This is a genomic window from Arthrobacter sp. S39, from assembly GCF_004320525.1.
Taxonomy (GTDB): Bacteria; Actinomycetota; Actinomycetes; order Actinomycetales; family Micrococcaceae; genus Arthrobacter.
In genome coordinates this window covers 645,831-662,842 of the sequence record NZ_SIHX01000001.1, presented here as the reverse complement: position 1 = coordinate 662,842, position 17,012 = coordinate 645,831, and the positions used below count along the sequence as shown (strand labels likewise).

17 protein-coding genes are annotated in these 17,012 nt (G+C 67.4%); 4 read left to right on the top strand and 13 right to left on the bottom strand.

Going from position 1 to position 17,012, the window contains the following annotated elements:
• Nucleotides 1-49 precede the first annotated feature (49 nt).
• Nucleotides 50-616 (bottom strand): DUF2017 domain-containing protein, encoded by a 567-nt coding sequence (locus EYS21_RS03130; protein WP_131131713.1) that lies wholly within the window; start codon nucleotides 614-616, stop codon nucleotides 50-52.
• Nucleotides 609-992, bottom strand: a complete 384-nt coding sequence (gene clpS / locus EYS21_RS03125; RefSeq protein WP_131131712.1) for an ATP-dependent Clp protease adapter ClpS — start codon at nucleotides 990-992, stop codon at nucleotides 609-611. Before clpS ends, EYS21_RS03130 begins: the two co-directional genes overlap by 8 nt.
• Before the next feature lie 96 nt (nucleotides 993-1,088).
• Here clpS and EYS21_RS03120 point away from each other — a divergent pair, with 96 nt between their 5' ends.
• Nucleotides 1,089-2,417: a nicotinate phosphoribosyltransferase gene (locus tag EYS21_RS03120; protein ID WP_131131711.1), complete on the top strand. Its 1,329-nt coding sequence runs from the start codon at nucleotides 1,089-1,091 to the stop codon at nucleotides 2,415-2,417.
• Nucleotides 2,417-3,052 carry an isochorismatase family protein gene (locus tag EYS21_RS03115; RefSeq protein WP_131131710.1) on the top strand — a complete coding sequence of 212 codons (636 nt, stop codon included), beginning with the start codon at nucleotides 2,417-2,419 and terminating at the stop codon, nucleotides 3,050-3,052. Before EYS21_RS03120 ends, EYS21_RS03115 begins: the two co-directional genes overlap by 1 nt.
• An 18-nt stretch (nucleotides 3,053-3,070) precedes the next feature.
• On the opposite strand, the gene EYS21_RS03110 is transcribed toward EYS21_RS03115, so the two are convergent.
• The 9 genes from EYS21_RS03110 to EYS21_RS03070 form a co-directional block, all read right to left on the bottom strand.
• On the bottom strand, nucleotides 3,071-4,105 hold the full coding sequence (locus tag EYS21_RS03110; protein WP_131131709.1) for an AAA family ATPase: 1,035 nt from the start codon (nucleotides 4,103-4,105) through the stop codon (nucleotides 3,071-3,073).
• Nucleotides 4,106-4,247: 142 nt separating this feature from the next.
• Nucleotides 4,248-6,032: a DEAD/DEAH box helicase gene (locus EYS21_RS03105; RefSeq protein WP_131131708.1), complete on the bottom strand. Its 1,785-nt coding sequence runs from the start codon at nucleotides 6,030-6,032 to the stop codon at nucleotides 4,248-4,250.
• Nucleotides 6,032-6,373 (bottom strand): DUF3039 domain-containing protein, encoded by a 342-nt coding sequence (locus EYS21_RS03100; protein ID WP_056349372.1) that lies wholly within the window; start codon nucleotides 6,371-6,373, stop codon nucleotides 6,032-6,034. Before EYS21_RS03100 ends, EYS21_RS03105 begins: the two co-directional genes overlap by 1 nt.
• Nucleotides 6,374-6,440: 67 nt before the next feature.
• Nucleotides 6,441-7,220 carry a glucosamine-6-phosphate deaminase gene (nagB, locus tag EYS21_RS03095; RefSeq protein WP_131131707.1) on the bottom strand — a complete coding sequence of 260 codons (780 nt, stop codon included), beginning with the start codon at nucleotides 7,218-7,220 and terminating at the stop codon, nucleotides 6,441-6,443.
• Between the two features lie 30 nt (nucleotides 7,221-7,250).
• Nucleotides 7,251-8,822: a transporter gene (locus tag EYS21_RS03090; protein ID WP_131131706.1), complete on the bottom strand. Its 1,572-nt coding sequence runs from the start codon at nucleotides 8,820-8,822 to the stop codon at nucleotides 7,251-7,253.
• Nucleotides 8,804-9,598 (bottom strand): ABC transporter ATP-binding protein, encoded by a 795-nt coding sequence (locus EYS21_RS03085; protein WP_131131705.1) that lies wholly within the window; start codon nucleotides 9,596-9,598, stop codon nucleotides 8,804-8,806. Before EYS21_RS03085 ends, EYS21_RS03090 begins: the two co-directional genes overlap by 19 nt.
• 58 nt (nucleotides 9,599-9,656) lie before the next feature.
• Nucleotides 9,657-10,754 carry an NADH:flavin oxidoreductase/NADH oxidase gene (locus EYS21_RS03080; RefSeq protein ID WP_131131704.1) on the bottom strand — a complete coding sequence of 366 codons (1,098 nt, stop codon included), beginning with the start codon at nucleotides 10,752-10,754 and terminating at the stop codon, nucleotides 9,657-9,659.
• Entirely contained in the window at nucleotides 10,754-11,776 is a 1,023-nt protein-coding gene (locus EYS21_RS03075; protein WP_131131703.1) for a tetratricopeptide repeat protein, read from the bottom strand. The genes EYS21_RS03080 and EYS21_RS03075 overlap by 1 nt, the downstream gene beginning before the upstream one ends.
• Nucleotides 11,777-11,847: 71 nt before the next feature.
• A complete protein-coding gene (locus EYS21_RS03070) occupies nucleotides 11,848-13,557 on the bottom strand; it encodes a hypothetical protein (protein ID WP_131131702.1) in 1,710 nt (569 codons plus the stop codon).
• A 266-nt stretch (nucleotides 13,558-13,823) separates the two neighbouring features.
• Here EYS21_RS03070 and EYS21_RS03065 point away from each other — a divergent pair, with 266 nt between their 5' ends.
• The gene (locus tag EYS21_RS03065; RefSeq protein WP_242633277.1) at nucleotides 13,824-15,056 is read left to right on the top strand and encodes an AI-2E family transporter; all 1,233 of its coding nucleotides are present in this window, start codon (nucleotides 13,824-13,826) and stop codon (nucleotides 15,054-15,056) included.
• 9 nt (nucleotides 15,057-15,065) lie between these two features.
• Here the strand turns inward: EYS21_RS03065 and EYS21_RS03060 are convergent, their stop codons facing one another.
• Entirely contained in the window at nucleotides 15,066-15,866 is an 801-nt protein-coding gene (locus EYS21_RS03060) for an alpha/beta fold hydrolase (RefSeq protein ID WP_131131701.1), read from the bottom strand.
• Nucleotides 15,867-15,933: 67 nt separating this feature from the next.
• Complete coding sequence (locus EYS21_RS03055) at nucleotides 15,934-16,278, bottom strand: ATP/GTP-binding protein (protein ID WP_131131700.1); 345 nt, start codon at nucleotides 16,276-16,278, stop codon at nucleotides 15,934-15,936.
• Between the two features lie 37 nt (nucleotides 16,279-16,315).
• On the opposite strand from EYS21_RS03055, the gene nucS reads away from it, so the two are divergent.
• On the top strand, nucleotides 16,316-17,011 hold the full coding sequence (gene nucS, locus EYS21_RS03050; protein WP_131131699.1) for an endonuclease NucS: 696 nt from the start codon (nucleotides 16,316-16,318) through the stop codon (nucleotides 17,009-17,011).
• The last annotated feature ends 1 nt before the right edge of the window (nucleotide 17,012 follow it).

Below are 17,012 nucleotides of genomic sequence, written 5' to 3'. Positions count from 1 at the left end.
CAGGCCACCGGCCCAGCGCAGTTCCGGCGGGCTTCCGGTGCGTGCCGGGTCAGGCCCGGGTGTCCAGGGACTGGAGCATCGCCTGCACCAGGGATTCCTGCAGCCACGTGGCGAAGTTGTACACCAGGGCAAGGTAGCTTTCCACGTCCTCCGCCTGCGACCAGTCCTGCATCAGGTGGACGTGCTCGGCGTCCTCCTCGTCCCGGATATCAAGCCGCTCGGCCAGCACCAGGCGGACATCGTTCAGCGCCATCGACCAGTGCCTGGCGCCTTCGGCAGTCAGGACGATGTCGTCCTTGTCCAGGTCCAGGGCGGCGGCCCGGAGGGCGCCGATCTTGGTTTCCCGCAGCGACCGTTCGGTGAGCTGGCGGAACTCCAGGGACGCGCCGTCGTCGTTTTTCATGACGTTGGGCAGGAGCCGCCTGACCGCACGGTCCGTGGGTTCCTGGACGTCCATGTCCAGCCCGATCATCGCGGCGAGCGGATCCTGGTTAGCACGTTCCTCCGGCTGGAGCATGGAGATGACGTCATCGATCAGGCTGCGGAGCAGTTCCCGTTCGGCCGGTTCCAGGAATCCGGTGATGCCCTTGAGCCCGTATTTGAATGCCTTAGCCACGCTTACCCTTGCCCTGCCCTGATCCGCCCTGCTTGCCGGAGTTGCCGCCCGGCCCGCCGGTTGCCTTCTCCACGGTGGCCCACAGCCCGAATCCGTGCATGGCCACGGCGTGGCGCTCAACCTGTTCCTTGCTGCCGTGGGCGACGATGGACCGGCCCTTTTTATGGACCTCCATCATGAGCTTGTTCGCCTTGGACTCGGTGTAGCCGAAGTAGCTTTGGAAAACATAGCTGACGTAGCTCATGAGGTTGACGGGATCGTTCCAGATCACCAGGTTCCAGGGGATGTCGGGGGCGGTCAGGGAGTCGGTGGACGCCTCTGTCCCGGTCCGGGTGCCCTCCTGTGTATCAGGGCCGAGCGCAACGCTTAAGGTCATCTGTCCATTCTATGGGGAGGGTGGGCCCACGCCGGCGAGGGCCCCGCGGCGAAGCGCAGCGAGACGCGGGAGCCGGTGGGGACTAGAGTGAATTTCGTGAGTACCTCTGCCGGCTGGGACCATCCCCGCACGTCCTTTTACACAGACCACTACGAACTGACCATGCTGCAGGCGTCGCTCCATTCGGGCGCCGCGCACCGCCGGTCGGTCTTCGAGGCCTTCGCCCGGCGGCTGCCGGACGGCCGCAGGTACGGGATTGTGGCGGGCACGGGCAGGCTGCTGGAAGGCATTGCCGACTTCCGTTTCGGCGAGGCGGAGCTGGATTTCCTGGGCCGGACCGGTGTGGTCAACCAGGACACCCTCGATTACCTGGCTAACTACCGTTTCTCCGGAGACATCTGGGGCTACCCGGAGGGTGAGGCCTACTTCCCCAACTCCCCCATCCTGATCGTTGAGTCCACCTTCGCCGAAGCCTGCATGCTGGAGACCTACCTCCTTTCTGTCCTGAACCATGACAGCGCCATCGCGTCCGCAGCGTCGCGGATGATCACGGCGGCCGGCAACCGGCCGTGCATCGAGATGGGCTCGCGGCGCACGCATGAGGAGTCCGCAGCAGCCGCGGCCCGCGCCGCTGTCATCGCCGGGTTTGACAGCACGTCGAACCTGGAAGCCGGCATCCGCTACGGCATCAAAACGGTTGGCACAGCTGCGCATTCCTTCACCCTCCTGCATGACACCGAGCGGGAAGCCTTCGAGGCGCAGATCGCCGCGCTGGGGCCGGGCACGTCGCTGCTCGTGGACACGTACGACGTCGAAGCGGCCGTCCGTGCCGCCGTCGAGCTGGCAGGGCCCCGGCTGGGCGCGGTGCGGCTTGATTCCGGCGACCTCGTCGCCCAGGCCCAGTGGGTCAGGCAGTTGCTGGACGAACTCGGCAACGAGGACACCAAGATTGTGGTCACCTCGGACCTGGACGAATTCGCCATTGCCGCGCTGCAGTCCGCCCCCGTGGATTCGTACGGCGTGGGCACGTCCCTGGTCACCGGCTCAGGCGCACCCACCGCGAGCATGGTCTACAAGCTCGTCAGCAGGACCGATGACGACGGCAACTTCGTCTCGGTTGCGAAGGCCGCCAAGAACAAGACCAGCATGGGCGGGCGGAAGTACGCGCTGCGGAAACTGAACGAACGCGGCGTCGCCACGCAGGAGATCGTGGGAATCGGCCACCGTCCCGAGGACGACGGCAACGACCGGCCGCTGCTGCAGCAGTTCATGAAGAACGGCGAACTCCTTCCCGGCTGGACCGGGCACGAAGGCGTGGTCCGCGCCCGCCAGCGGCACGCTGACTCCATGGCCGAACTTCCGCCAGTGGTCAACCGGCTCCAACGCGGCGAAGCCGCGATTCCCACGATCTACGAGGAGAACTGATGTCACGCGCCCTGATCATCGTCGACGTCCAGAACGATTTCTGCGAGGGCGGTCCGCTGGCCGTGGCCGGCGGCGCGGACGCGGCGGCGGCCATCAGCGAATACATTGATGCCCATCACCTCGAGTTCGACCACATCGTTGCCACCCAGGACTGGCACATTGATCCCGGCACGCATTTCTCCGAGGTGCCGGATTTCAAGGACAGTTGGCCGCGGCACTGCGTTGCGGGCAGCAAAGGCGCCGAACTGCATCCTGACCTGGACACCGAATACATCCAGGCCTACTTCCAGAAGGGCCAGTTCGCGGCAGCGTACTCGGGGTTCGAAGGCCTCCTGGCTCCTGAGGACGCCGTTCCCACCGGAGACCGCCAGCCCGGGACCCTCCCGGCCGGTGACCCTGAAGCGTACGCCGCGGCCGACGACGCCATCGGCCTTGATGACTGGCTGCAGAGCCATGACGTGGAGGACGTTGTGGTGGTGGGGATCGCCACGGACTATTGCGTGATGGCAACATCGCTGGATGCCGTCCAGGCCGGCTATTCCGTCACCGTTATCCGCTCCCTCACCGCCGGTATCGCGGACGACCTTGACGATGCGGTGGCCGAAATGGAGCTTGGTGGCGTCGACGTCGCCTGACAGCCGCAGCAGATCCGGTCAGACCAGCCAGCGCCACCAGCGTGACTTCTCCGGTTCCGGCGTCTGTTCCGGCTCCGGCTCCTCGCCCAAGGCCAGCGCCGCCTCGACGATGTCGTCCGCGGTGAGCGTCATGACGGCCTCACGATCGAGCGAGTCTAGACTTTGTCGCCCGTCGAGGGACAGCCGCAGCGCCTGACGGTTGAGCGACTGCTCGAACAGCGTGCGCGCAAACCGTGCGTTGCCGGAGTCCTCGCCCGCGTGCAGCCCGGCGAGGATGCGGCGCAGCATCTCGTCCGCCCCCGGTTCCAGCGTGTACTCGTGCTGGGCCAGCATCTGGTGGAAGATCGTCCGTAGTGCGTCGACGGAGTAGTCGGGGAACGTGATCTCGCGGGCGAACCGGGAGCGCAGTCCGGGGTTCGAGAGCAAAAAGGACTCCATCAGCCGCGGGTACCCGGCCACAATCACGACCAGGCGGTGGCGGTGGTCCTCCATCCGCTTGAGCAGGACCTCGATCGCCTCGGGGCCGAAGTCCATCCGGCCGTCCTCCGGGGCCAGCGCGTAGGCCTCGTCGATGAACAGCACGCCGTCCAGCGCACGCCGGATCACCCGGTCCGTCTTGATGGCGGTCGCGCCGACGTACTGCCCTACCAGGCCCGACCGGTCGACCTCGACCAGGTGGCCTTTCTGCAGCAGACCGACCGCGCGGTACATCTCTGCCAGCAGCCGCGCCACGGTCGTCTTGCCCGTGCCCGGGTTTCCGAGGAACACCAGATGCTGTGATGTGGCCACCTCCGGCAGGCCGTGCGTCTTACGGCGGGCCTGGACCCGGAGCAGTGCGACGAGGGCCCGCACCTGTTCCTTCACGGTCTCCAGTCCGACCAGCGCGTCGAGCTCGGCCTGAACCTCGGACAGCGGCCGGGCCGGGCCGGGCCTCGCACCGATAAGATCGCCGACCAGGTCATCGACGCGCTCCGAACCGTGCAGCCTGAGCTGATCGGTCAGATGGCCGATGGTTTCGCGCAGGTCGTCGAGCGGATTGCGGCCGGGAGCCATGCAACCACTGTAGTACTCGATTCCCGACCGGGATGGGGGTTGGCCTCACCAGGTTCAACTCCCTTTTGGTCCGTGGCGCAACGGTGCCGGTGAAACAGGATGGCCCGGTGCTCTGCACCGGGCCATCCTGTTTCTGAAGCTGTTATTTCCGGCCGATGAACCAGTCCTGGAGCTTCCGCAGCCTGGACTGCAGCTGCTCCTCGTTCGCCTGGGCCACCGGCGGGCCGCCGCAGACCGTCCGCAGCTTGGTGTGCACCACACCATGCGGGGTTCCGGTCCGCGCCGACCAGGCCGCCACGTTTTTGGCCAGTTCGTTGCGCAGATCCATCAGCATCCGGTGGTCCGGTATGGCCGGACCCGCGGGGGCCTGCTCAGCCGCCGGCGCGCGCCGGTTTTTCCGGTTGAGCTGGTCGTGCTGGCGCTGCCGGAGCAGGGTGCCCACCTGCTCCGCATCAAGAAGCCCTGGGATGCCCAGGAAATCCATTTCGTCCTCCGAGCCAACCTCTCCCCCGGTGCCGAACTCGCCGCCGTCGAACAGGACCCGGTCGAAGGAGGCCTGCGAATCGAGGGCCTCGAACTTGCCCTTTGTCAGGCTGTCCGACGCCTTGTCCTCCCGGTTGGCCTCGGCCATCAGGGAATCCTCGGGATTGAACAGGCCGTCGGCGTCCTCCTTCTCGGGGCGGTCCAGGGCGTGGTCGCGCTCGGCCTCCATCGAGTTGGCCAGCGCCATCAGCTGCGGCACGGACGGCAGGAACACCGAAGCGGTCTCGCCCCGCTTCCGGGCTCGCACGAAGCGGCCCACCGCCTGGGCGAAGAACAGTGGCGTGGAGGTGGACGTCGCATACACGCCCACCGACAGCCGGGGCACGTCCACGCCTTCGGACACCATCCGGACGGCAACCATCCAGCGCTTCTCGCTCGCGGTGAATTCCTCGATCTTGCTGGAGGCCTTCGCGTCGTCGGACAGAATGACTGTTGGAGACTCGCCGGTGATCCGCTTCAGCTGCCCGGCATAGGCCCTGGCATCCTCGTGGTCGGTGGCGATAACCAGCCCGCCGGCGTCCGGAACCGTGCGGCGCACCTCGCTCAGGCGCTTGTCCGCGCCGGCCAGGACAGCCGGAATCCATTCACCGGCAGGGTTCAGGGCCGTCCGCCACGCATGGGACGTGATGTCCTTCGTGACCGCGGCCTCGCCGAGGGACGCGGCCATTTCCTCGCCGGCACTGGTGCGCCAGCGCATCTGGCCGGAGTACGCCATGAACATCACGGGACGCACCACGTGGTCCCGCAGGGCGTTGCCGTAGCCATACGTGTAATCCGCCTTGGACCGCCGGATGCCGTCCTTGTCCTGGGCGTACTCCACAAACGGGATGGGCGAGGTGTCCGAGCGGAACGGCGTACCCGTCAGCGACAGCCGCCGGGCCGCGGGATCAAAGGCCTCGCGCAGGCCGTCGCCCCAGGACAGTGCCTCGCCGCCGTGGTGGATCTCGTCCAGGATCACCAGGGTGCGGGCGGCTTCCGTCTTGGCCCGGTGCAGCATGGGCTTGCTGGCAACCTGGGCGTACGTGACGGCCACGCCAACAAAACCGCGGCCATGCTGGCCGTCGGAGTTCTTGAAGTTGGGGTCGATGGCGATGCCAACCTTGGCGGCCGCGTCTGCCCACTGCCGTTTGAGGTGGTCGGTGGGCGCCACAATGGTGACCCGGTTGACGGCCCCGGACTCGATGAGCATCGACGCGACGCGCAGGGCGAAGGTGGTCTTACCGGCACCGGGGGTTGCTACCGCCAGGAAATCCCGGGGACCGGTGGTGAAGTAAAGGTCAAGGGCTTCCTGTTGCCAGGCACGGAGTTTCGGGGCGGTTCCCCAGGCTGCACGTTCCGGGTAAGCCGGAGGCAGGGTGGGGCCGCCAAAGAGCGTCTCCGTCACTACTTGTTGTTGCCCGAGTCCCCTCCGGGACCCTTGCCGCCGTCGTTGCCCGGGCGGAGGCCGTCATAAACCTCTTTGCACATGGGGCATACCGGGAACTTCTGCGGATCCCGGCCCGGCGTCCACACCTTGCCGCAAAGGGCAATGACGGGATCACCCGTCAGCGCGGATTCCATGATCTTTTCTTTGCGCACGTAGTGCGAGAAGCGCTCCCGGTCACCGGGCTCCACTTCCTGGCGCAGTTCCTCGCGCTCAATGGTGGCCGTGGACGTTCCAGCCCCGGAAAGCTCGCGCATCGGGTCGTTTTCGAGAGGGTCCGTCATGCTAGTCATGGCATCCATCTTAGCCTTTCCCGGACAGTGGCGTCCGACGGCGGGTGGACCGTTTCGCTTCCCAGGGCCCCTGCGCCTACAGTCCCTGCCAGGCCGGTTTGTTGTCGTAGGTGTGCCGGTAGAAGTCGGCAAGTTTCAGCGAGGACGCCGCCGCTTCATCCAGGAGGACGGTGGCGTGCGGGTGGAACTGCAGGACCGAGGCCGCGCAGATGGCCGAGACCGGACCCTCCACAAAGTCGCGGACGGTCGGTGCCTTCTGGGCCCCGGTGGCGATCAGGATGACGTGCCGGGCTTCAAGGATGGTGCCCAGCCCCTGGGTGACCACATGGTGCGGCACCTCCGCCAGGCTGCGGAAGAATCTGGCGTTGTCCCGGCGGGTCTGTTCGATGAGGCTCTTGATCCGGGTCCGGGATGCGAAGGACGAGCCGGGTTCGTTGAAGCCAATATGGCCGTCAGTGCCGACGCCCAGGAGCTGCAGGTCCACTCCGCCCAGGGACCGCATCCGGTCCTCATAGGCCTGGCATGCTGCCGGGATGTCCTCAGCGGCGCCGTCAGGGGTGTGCACGTTATCCGGGAGGATGTTGACCCGGTCAGTGAACTCGCGCCTGATGACCTCGCGGTAGGATTCCGGGTGCCCGGGCTCCAGCCCCACGTATTCGTCCAGCGCAAAAGCGTGCGCGCCGCTGAAGTCCAGCCCGCGCTCATGCCGTGCCGCGAGCTCGTCGTAGACAGGAAGCGGTGAGGAGCCGGTGGCCAGCCCCAGCACCGCATGGGGTTTGCGGCGGAGCAGCGCTTCGACCGCATCGGCCGCGAGCGCTCCGATCTGCCTGCTGCCTGGGAGGATGACAACTTCCACTACCGGCCACCTTTCTGGCGTACTGCGGATCTAGCGGTTAACATTCAGCTGGGCCAGGAGCTCCGGGCCGCGGGCGTCAAGCCATTTGCCGCCCAGCCTGACTCCGGCGCCAAACAGCGCGAGTCCCAGCATCAGGCCCACGGCCAGGTTGGTCCACCCGAATACAGGGTTTCCCGTGACCAGCTGCGCGATGAACAGTCCCACCTCGGGCAGGACCAGCAGGCTCAGGATCCCCATGCCGGCGAACTGCACCGCGAGGGTCTGGCCAACGTTGCCCGGCGGTTTCTTGAAAGGGCTGTCGCCCGGCAGCGGCACGGCCACGGTGTAGCGGGCCGACACCACGGACGACAGTCCCAGGCCGGTGAACAGGATTCCCAGGCTGAGGCCCAGCTGGCCCGGCAGGGCATCCCAGCTGCCCGTGAAGAAGCACTGGCCCACGGCAAAGATCAATACCACCGGCAGGGCGAAGGCGAGGCAGGCGAGCGCCCGTCCAAGCCGGTCGTCGGTCCCCTTCACCCCGGTTGCCAGATGCAGGGCAAAGGCTGTGTTGTCGTAGGAGACATCCGCCGAGATGGACCAGGCCAGCAGGAACGCCGCCAGCGGCGCCGCGAAGGCCAGGGTCCCGTAATCACCGCTTTGGCTGCCCTGGAACACCAGCAGGATGGGCAGCAGCGGGACCACCACCAGGGAACCTGCGTACCGGGGATCGCGCAGCCAGTAAATCAGCGCCCTCGCCGTCACGGCTCCGGCGGGTGTCGCCGGCAGCAGGCCAAGCAGCCCCAGCTTTCCGCCTTTGCGGCTCCCGCTTCCGGCGTAGGGCGGATTAACCAGGGCCCGCTCCAGGAGCAGCTTCCAGCACCACGCAAGGCCGGCGAGGGTGGCCAGGGCGATGAGGAGTTTGACCGCGGCCTCGGCCGGCCGTCCGGCGGCGACATCGCCGCCGAGGGACCACACCGCCCCCAGGGGCGTCCAGGACAGCGTTCCGGCCAGCTCCGGCAGGAAGTCCGTGGAGGCGGAAACACCCCGGCCCACCCCTGCGACGATCGGACCCATCAGGACCAGCGGAACCATAAAGACGATGGCGCTGGCATCCTTGAACCGGCGCGACGCCGCGAGGCTGGCGGTTGCCGTGGTCACCACCCGGGAGAGCACAATACAGCTCAGGACGCCGACGGCGGCACCCACCAGGGCGGCAACGGCCGGAAGGGGACCGCGGGCCCAGGTCCACACGGTAGCGAGTGCCACGAGTGCCGTGGCGATGCCGGGTATGCCAATCAGCCCGCCAAGGGCCAGCCCGGTCAGGAGCTGCCGCATGGGAATGGCGGAGGTGGTGAAACGTGCCGGATCCAGGGTCATGTCCACAGCGGATGCGGCCACGGGGACGATGCCCCAGCCCAGGAGGGCCGCCGAACCGCCGAGCACTACCGCCGTCTGCGCCAGTTCTGGGTCAGCGCGGCGCAAGAGGACCAGGGCCACGACCAGTGCCCCCACGACGCCAAGCGCGTACAGCCCGCCGAAGGCCATGCCCACCAGCTGCCAGGGACTGCGCCGCAGCCCGTTGCGGAGCAGGGTCAGCTTTAGCCTCAGAAGGTGCGCAACCATTCCAGGCCTTCCGTGTGGTTGCGTCCGCCCACCAGCTGGACGAACCTCTCCTCAAGGGACGCCCCGGCGCGGACCTCGTCCACGGTGCCGGCAGCGAGCAGCCGGCCTGCCGCAACGACGGCGACGTGGTCGCACATGCGCTGGACCAGGTCCATCACGTGGCTGGAGACGATGACCGTGCCGCCGGAGGCAACATAGCTGTCCAGGATGGACCGGATGTTCGACGCCGAGACGGGATCCACGGATTCGAAGGGCTCGTCCAGCACCAGCAGCCGCGGCGCATGGATCAGGGCCGAGGCGAGGGCGATCTTCTTGGTCATGCCTGCCGAATAGTCCACCACCAGCGTCCCTGCGTCCTGGCTGAGGTCCAGGGCGGACAGCAGCTCGCCCACCCGGGCGGCCACTACGTCCCTGTCCATGCCCCGCAGCAGCCCGGCGTAGGTGACCAGCTGCTCGCCGGTGAGCCGGTCAAAGAGGCGGACACCGTCGGGGAGGATGCCCATCAGTTTCTTGGCCTCCAGCGGCCGGGCCCAGACGTCCACGCCATGGACCACTGCCGTGCCGAAGTCAGGCCTCAACAGGCCGGTGGCCATCGACAGGGTGGTGGTCTTGCCGGCACCGTTGGGACCGACAATGCCAAAAAATGAGCCTGCCGGGACGTCGAGGCTGATGCCGTCCACGGCGATTTTTCCGCCGAAACGCTTGGCAAGCCCGCGGATGGACAGGGCAGGAACCGGGCCGGCGTGCGCCTCCGGATCAGGATGCGGAGCAGTCATAAGGCCAGAGTAGACCCACGGCCCTGCCGGAGGGGTCCTCCCGCAGGAGTAGGGACGCCTAGAACGAATGCCGCGGCACGGCACGTTCGTACTGCGGCGCCCAGGCCAGCTCATGGCCCAGTTCGAACGCCGCGCGCAGCCACCAGTGCGGGTCGCGCAACGCCGCGCGGGCGATGAACACGCCGTCGGCCTGGCCGGTGGCAACGGCATGCTCTGCCTGCCCGGGGGAGGTCAGGAGGCCCACCGTTCCGGTGGGTACACCGGCTTCGCGCCGGATCCGTGCAGAGAAGCCGGTCTGGTAGCCGGGGCCGGGCTGGATCTGTTGGTGCGCCACCGCTCCCCCGCTGGAGACGTCAATGAGGTCCACCCCGTGTTCGTGGGCCTGCGCGGCCAGGCGGACGGATGCCTCGATGTCGATCCCGCCCTCGGCCCAGTCAGTGGCGGAGATCCTCAGCAGCAGCGGCATGGACTCGGGAATCACGTCACGGACGGCGTCAATTACCGCGAGCATCAGCCGGTTCCGTCCCGCCTCGTCCCCGCCCCAGGAGTCGGTCCGGGTGTTGGTCAGCGGGCTTTGGAACTGGTGCAGCAGGTAACCGTGGGCGCCGTGCAGCTCGAGTGTGTCAAAGCCGGCTTCGACGGCCCGCACTGCCGCAGCGGCGAAGTCGCTGATCACGCCCTGGATCTGTTCCCCGGTCATCGCGGCGGGCTCGGCAAAGCCGTCGAACGCCGACGGCGACGGGCCCACCGTGGCCCAGCCGCCGTCGGACTCCGGCACGCTGCCGCGCTGGCCCGAAAACGGCCAGTACGTGGATGCCTTGCGCCCGGCGTGGGCCAGCTGGGCGCCGATCTTCGGCGCCGCGGCACCGTGGCGGTGCACAAAGGACGTGATCCGTTGCCAGGCCTCAGCCTGTTCGTCGTTGTACAGCCCGGCATCCCGCGGGCTGATGCGCCCCTCGGCGTTGACCGCCGCGGCTTCGGTGAGGATGAGTGCAGCGCCGCCGGCGGCGAACGAGCCCAGATGCATCAGGTGCCAGTCGTTCGGCACACCCGGGGCGCCGTCGGGCCCGCAGCTGTACTGGCACATGGGTGATACCCAGCCGCGGTGCGTCAGCTCCAGGGAGCGCAGCTTCAGCGGCCGGAACAGTGCCGGCACTAAAACAGCACCCGTGCCAGGTTCTGCCGGGCCTTCGCGACGCGCCCGTCGGAGGTGCCCACCACGTCGAAAAGTTCCAGCAGGCGGACACGGGCTGTTTCCCGCTCCGGGCCGAAGTTCCTGCCGATAAAAGTGACCACGCGGTTGAGGCCGTCTTCCACATGGCCGCCGGCGACGTCCAGGTCCGCAACGGCGAGCTGCGCCTCAAGGTTGTCCGGCGCCTCGGCAGCACGGGTCCGCAGTGCCTCGGTCTCCTGGGTGGACAGCGGCTGCAGCCTGGCCATCAGCTCCACCTGGGCCAGTCCGGCCTTGGCTTCGGCATCGGCGGGCATCTCCAGCAAGGCCTGGCGGTAGGCGGCGGCAGCGGCCTGGTAATCGCCTTCCTCGATGGCGTCGAAGGCCGCCTGGTGCAGCGGCGGCAGCGGCGGCAGCGGCGCCGGTTCGGCATCAGCAGGCGCCCCGCCGCCGAGGCTTCCGGTGACGCCGTTGGCTGCCGCGACCTTCAGCAGTTCATCGAGCAGTGCCCGCACCTGGGCTTCGTCCGCCCCGCCCTGGAAGAGCGGGACCGGCTGGCCCTTGACCACGGCAACGGCGGTGGGGACGGCCTGCACCTGGAAGGCCTGCGCGAGCTGAGGGAAGGCGTCGATGTCCGCGGCGCCCAGCACCAGGCGGCCGCCATAGCTGTTGACCACGCGTTCAAGTGTGTCCAGCATTCCGGCGGATTCCGGCGAATACGCGGCCCACAAGGCGAAAACCACCGGCACCTGGGCTGAGAGCTCCACCAGCTCCTGGAAGTTGCCTTCCGTGACGTTGACCCGCAGCGGTGCGTGGCCGGCGTCGGCGGTTCCGGCGGGGGCACCCTCGCCGGGAACCGGGGGGCCGGCGGGTGGGTTGCCGGGCGCGCTTCCGGGAACGGCGGCCGGCGCCTGGCGCTGTTTCAGGGCTGACAGGTCGACGGCGCCTCGCAGGTTAAGCAGGCTGGCAGCGGCTGGAGGGACTGGGCGGGAAGCTGGCGAACTCATGCTTTCCACTCTAGCCACTCCGTCCGCTGCCGGGGGTACTGCGCAGGCGGGGCGGTAGCCCTGCCGCCTGCCTACTTGAAGCTTGCTCCGACCAGTCCGCGGGTGGCGGCGACGAGCTTGATGGGGTCCGTTGAGCCGGCCGGCGGGATGTAGACGGCCATCGACTCGGCAAAGTTCAGCACCATGCCGGTGGTGGTTTCCTTGCCGCCGGCGAGCGCAGCAGCATCGTCACCGATGGTGAGCTTGTCGCCGGATGCCTTGGGCGTACCGTCGAACCCGAAGTTCAGGCGGCCCAGGACCAGCGCGCCGCCGTCCGCCGTGCGGTACACCACGGTGCTTTCCGGAACAACCTTGTGCGTGAACGAGAAGTTGCCGTTCTCGCCGGACTTGACCACTTCAGCCTGGTAGGAGAGTGTGTCGGCGATGTACGGCGAGGACTCCCCCTCCACCAGCTTGTCCTTGAAGCTCGAGTCCGCGGAGGTGAGGCGGTCCGCCAGGCCGGCGAGGGCCTCCTCGCCGCTGTAGAGCAGGCCCGTCTTGTCGTTGGCGGCCAGGGTTTCCGTTCCGCCCCTTTCGATGGACGGGAAGGTGGTGCCCGGCTGCAGTGGGGTGGTCTCGACGAGCTTGTAGTTATCACGCGGTGTCAGCTGTACCAGGGTCAGGAGCTGGGGCACGACGTTGCCGTCGCCCTGGGTTACGGCAAGAACGTGGCGCGGCCACTCCCGCTGGCTGGTGACCACAGTGGTCAGCAGCTTGGTGGAGCGGACAGGCATCCGGGCCTCGTAGGCACCGACCTGGGAGCGGATCTTGTAGTTCTGGGTCCGCACTTCGAGTTCGGTTCCCGCCAGACGCTCGGTCAGCTTGCCGGCGTCCTTGGCCGCATCGCCGGCGTCGGCAGCGCTGGAGACCTGCTCCAGGATGCGGCGGAACTGCGCGTCCAGGAGGACAGGCGAGGACGGAGCGGCGCCTTCGGAAGCGGTGGGTTCCGTCGTCGGCGCGGGGGTAGTGGTTGCGTTGGCGGCAACGCCGGTACCGGCAACGACGGCGGCCGTGACGGCCGCGGTAACCATGCCGGCGCTCACCATGCCCAGGCGGGTGGAGGAACGGCTCTCCGCACGGGCGCGGGCGCGCTTGGCGAAGAGGCTGCCCTCTCCGGTGCCGTCGCCGTTCCGGGTGCGGGCCGAAAGGACCGCCAGCGCAATGCCGGCAAGGATCAGCAGGACGCCGATGACCATCAGCGGGATGGCCCAGGGCGTGGCCGTGTCATTCGGGAACGTCATCGACACCTCGCCCGGAGCAGCCTTGGTGCCGTCGGAGGCCAGCAGCAGCGACCACTCACCGTCCGCTGGCGGGGTCCAGGAGTAGTCCAGCTCGCCGCTGGCGTTTTCGCTGGACACCCAAAGGTCAGAACCCGCAGGGCTGGGGGCCGTCGCTTCACCGTCGGCGTGTTCCACCTGGAGGGACTTGTTGTCTTCGGAGACCCCCGTGACGGTGTTGTGGGCAGTCTGGCCCACCCACGCGTCAACGTCGTCCGGACGGCCGGCAGCAAGGATGAAGTTGCCCTCACCCTTGATGTTGATCTTTACCGTGCCGCCGTGGAGCGTGCGGAGGTTCTGGTCAATGACGGTCAGCGGCGCCTCGGCGGCATCTGTGGGTACCGAAGCCGTAAAGGTCTCGGAGGGAGCCCAGATGGTCTTCTGGCCGATACCGGCCAGAAGGGTCAGGAGGCCGAGCAGCACGAGTGCGACTGCAGTCTTGAAACGCAAAGAATCACCTATCATCAGCGGGGGTTTACTTTCAATAGTAACCGTTTTGTTACCAATAGCTCAGTCGGAGGCCTTCCGCCGGCGCTTCCGGCTCCCCGTCGCGGGCTGCCCTCCCGGCTGTTGACAAGGCTGCTGATAGTGTTTGCGATGATCATCACACCGGCCCGCAGCCGCGGCGCCACGCACGGAACAGGCCCCAAAAAGCAGTGACTGACAAGACGGACGAATCCCCCACGGGACATGAAACTCCACCGGCCATTCCCGCCCAGCAGAGCGGAGCTTTGGAGCCCGTTCCGGCCCGGCGTTCGGGGGCCGCAGCTGCCCTGGGGTCCGTAATACGCCGGCTCCGCCAGCCGCTGCCCGGCGCCCAGCCGCGGCTCCGTTTTGAAATGCCGCCCGAGTACTCCCAGCAGGATGAGGCCCCCGACGCCGATTCCACGCAGACGCCGCCCCAGTTTGGCCAGCCCGGGCCGCGGATCTCGCCGCAGCACCCCCTCTACCTGGGCTTTATGGGCACCGTCGGCGTAGGGCTGGCCCTGCTGGTCTACTGGATCGGTTCCAACACCACCCAGCTTCTGCTCTGGATCGTTGCAGCGCTTTTCATCGCCCTTGGTCTGGACCCCGTTGTGGGCTGGCTGGAGGGACGGAAGATACCCCGCCCGGCGGGGATCCTCGTTTCGGTGACAGTACTGGTCACCGCGGTGGTGGGATTCTTCGCCACCCTGATCCCCACGATCGTTGAGCAGGTGACGCAGATCGTTGAGCAGGCACCCGTATGGGTGCGTGACTTTATCGATTCGGACTTCTTCCGCAGCCTGGATGACCAGTTCGGCGTCCGCGACCGCATTGAGGATGAACTGAATAAGTTCGTCAACAACCCTGAGGCCATGAGCGGCATCTTCGGCGGAGTGGTGGGTTTCGGCTCCACCGTGGCCAACGGGCTGTTCGGCACGCTGATCGTCCTGGTACTCAGCCTGTACTTCCTCGCGGCCCTGCCGGCGATGAAGAAATGGGGCTACCGGCTGGCACCCCGGTCGCGCCGTCCCCGGGTGGAGGCCCTGTCCGAGGAAATCACCAGGTCGGTGGGCAACTACGTGATCGGCCAGGCCTGCGTCGCGCTGCTGAATGCGACGTTCGCGTTTGTGGTGATGTCCATCCTTGGCATCCCGTTCGCCGTCCTGCTCGCCTTCGTGGTTGCCCTGCTCGCCTTTATCCCGCTGGTGGGCGGGATGATCGCGGCAATCGTGGTGCTCCTCGTGTCGCTGACGGAGGGCTGGCAGACGGCAGCCATCTACGCGATCTGCTACTTCGCCTACCTGCAGTTCGAGGCGTACTTCATCTCCCCGCGCATCATGCAGAAGGCAGTGGCCGTGCCTGGGGCGGTAGCTGTTATTTCCGTGATTGCGGGCGGCAGCCTGCTCGGCATCCTGGGCGCTCTGATTGCCATTCCCACGGCCGCCGCCATCCTGCTGCTGCTCAAGGAGATCTATATCGTCCGCCAGGACAAGCACTAGGCAACAGCCTCAGGCGGCCGCGGTGGCCAGCGGGCCGTCCCATTCCTGTGGCAGTCCCTCCGGACCGGAACCTGCCTCCGTTACCTCGTCCACGATTTCGTTGAGCACCCGGGCGGCGTACTTCTCGCCGACCCAAAGGTGCTTGGCGCCGTCGACCCCTACGACGCGAGCCTGCGGAACAATCCGGAACCGGTCCGCGGCAGCCTCTGGCCGCAGGTAATCGTCGTGTTCGGGAACCAGCACCGCCAGCGGTTTGCCGCTCTCCGCCCATACGCCGAGGTGGGAGTCCGTGGCCCTGTGCAGCGGCGGGGACAGCAGCACGGCACCTTCCACGCTCGAGGCCACCGGCTCCACGGCGCCGTACATGAGGGCGAGCTCGGTGCCGAAGGACCAGCCCACCAGCCAGCGGTTGGGCAGCTGGCGTTCGACGGCGAAGCGGACCGCGGCCTCCACGTCGTACCGCTCGCCGATTCCCTCCTCGAAGGCCCCGTCGCTGGTCCCCCGGGGAGAGGATGTTCCGCGGGTATTGAACCGCAGCACAGCCACGCCCGCCAGCGCCGGGAGCCGGTAGGACGCCTTCCGGTACACGTGTGAATCCATGAATCCGCCGTGCGTGGGCAGCGGGTGCAGGGTGATCAGGGTCGCCGTGATCTCTCCCGATTCGGGGAGCGCCAGCTCGCCCACGAGGGTGTGGCCGTCCGCCGTGCGCAGTTCCACGTTCTCCCGCTTCGCGGGGAGGACGGTGGAGGCACGGATCGCTGCGGGTCCATCAGGCTGGGTGAATTCGTACGACGCCGGATCAAAAGTCATGCCTGCCAGCTTAGCGACTTTGCGCGGCCGGGATTTGTCCGCGGCCGGCCGGCCGCCGCATGGCGGCTCAGCGGTAGCGGTAGCTGCGCGAGACCCAGCAGTTCGTGTGCCAGTGCCGGCGTTCGGCCAGGCCGGCGGCCGCCCCGAACAGGTGGTCGTCCTTCCACACCACAAGGTGCGCAAGGCCGGGCAGGACGGCCGTGGAGCAGCCAGGGCAGATGTACGTCTTTTCCGCGTTTTTGGCCGTCATGGTCCGGACCATCCATTCGCCGTCGGGCGCGGTTTCACGGCGGGCGATGCCGGCCCGGGCGCGTTCCAGGTCGAGTTCAGGGACGTCGCCGTTTCCCTTCCTGCCTGCAGCTGTGCCCGGTTTTCCGGAAGCAGGGCGGCGGGGGCGGTTGGAACGCGGCATGCCTCCATTCTGCCCCAGCCCCGGTAGTGTGTACGGCGTGCGACTTGTGATAGCCCGATGCTCCGTTGATTATGTTGGCCGGCTCAAAGCCCATCTCCCCCTTGCCACCAGGCTCCTGCTGGTCAAGGCCGACGGGTCTGTGCTGGTCCATTCCGACGGCGGCTCCTACAAGCCGCTGAACTGGATGAGCCCGCCGGCCACTCTCCGGGTGTCTTCTCCGGACGATGTCGACCTCGAACTCGGGGTCACGGAACAGTGGACCGTCCAGTCCGCCAAGACCGATGACCGGCTCATCATCAACATCCACGAGCACCTTCACGAGTCCTCCCACGACCTTGGCGTTGACCCTGGCCTGATCAAGGACGGCGTCGAGGCGGACCTCCAGCGCCTGCTCGCGGACCAGATCGAAACACTGGGGTCCGGCTTCTCGCTGATCCGGCGGGAGTATTTCACCGCCATCGGCCCGGTGGACATCCTGGCCCGCGACGCCAGCGGGGCCACGGTGGCCATCGAGCTGAAGCGCCGCGGCGACATCGACGGCGTGGAGCAGCTCACCCGGTACCTTGAACTCCTGAACCGGGACCCCCTGCTGGCCCCGGTCCGTGGCATCTTCGCCGCGCAGCAGATCAAGCCGCAGGCCAAGGTCCTGGCCAATGACCGAGGCATTGACTGCGTCACCCTGGACTACGACGCCATGCGCGGTGTGGACGACAGCGAATCCCGGCTTTTTTAAG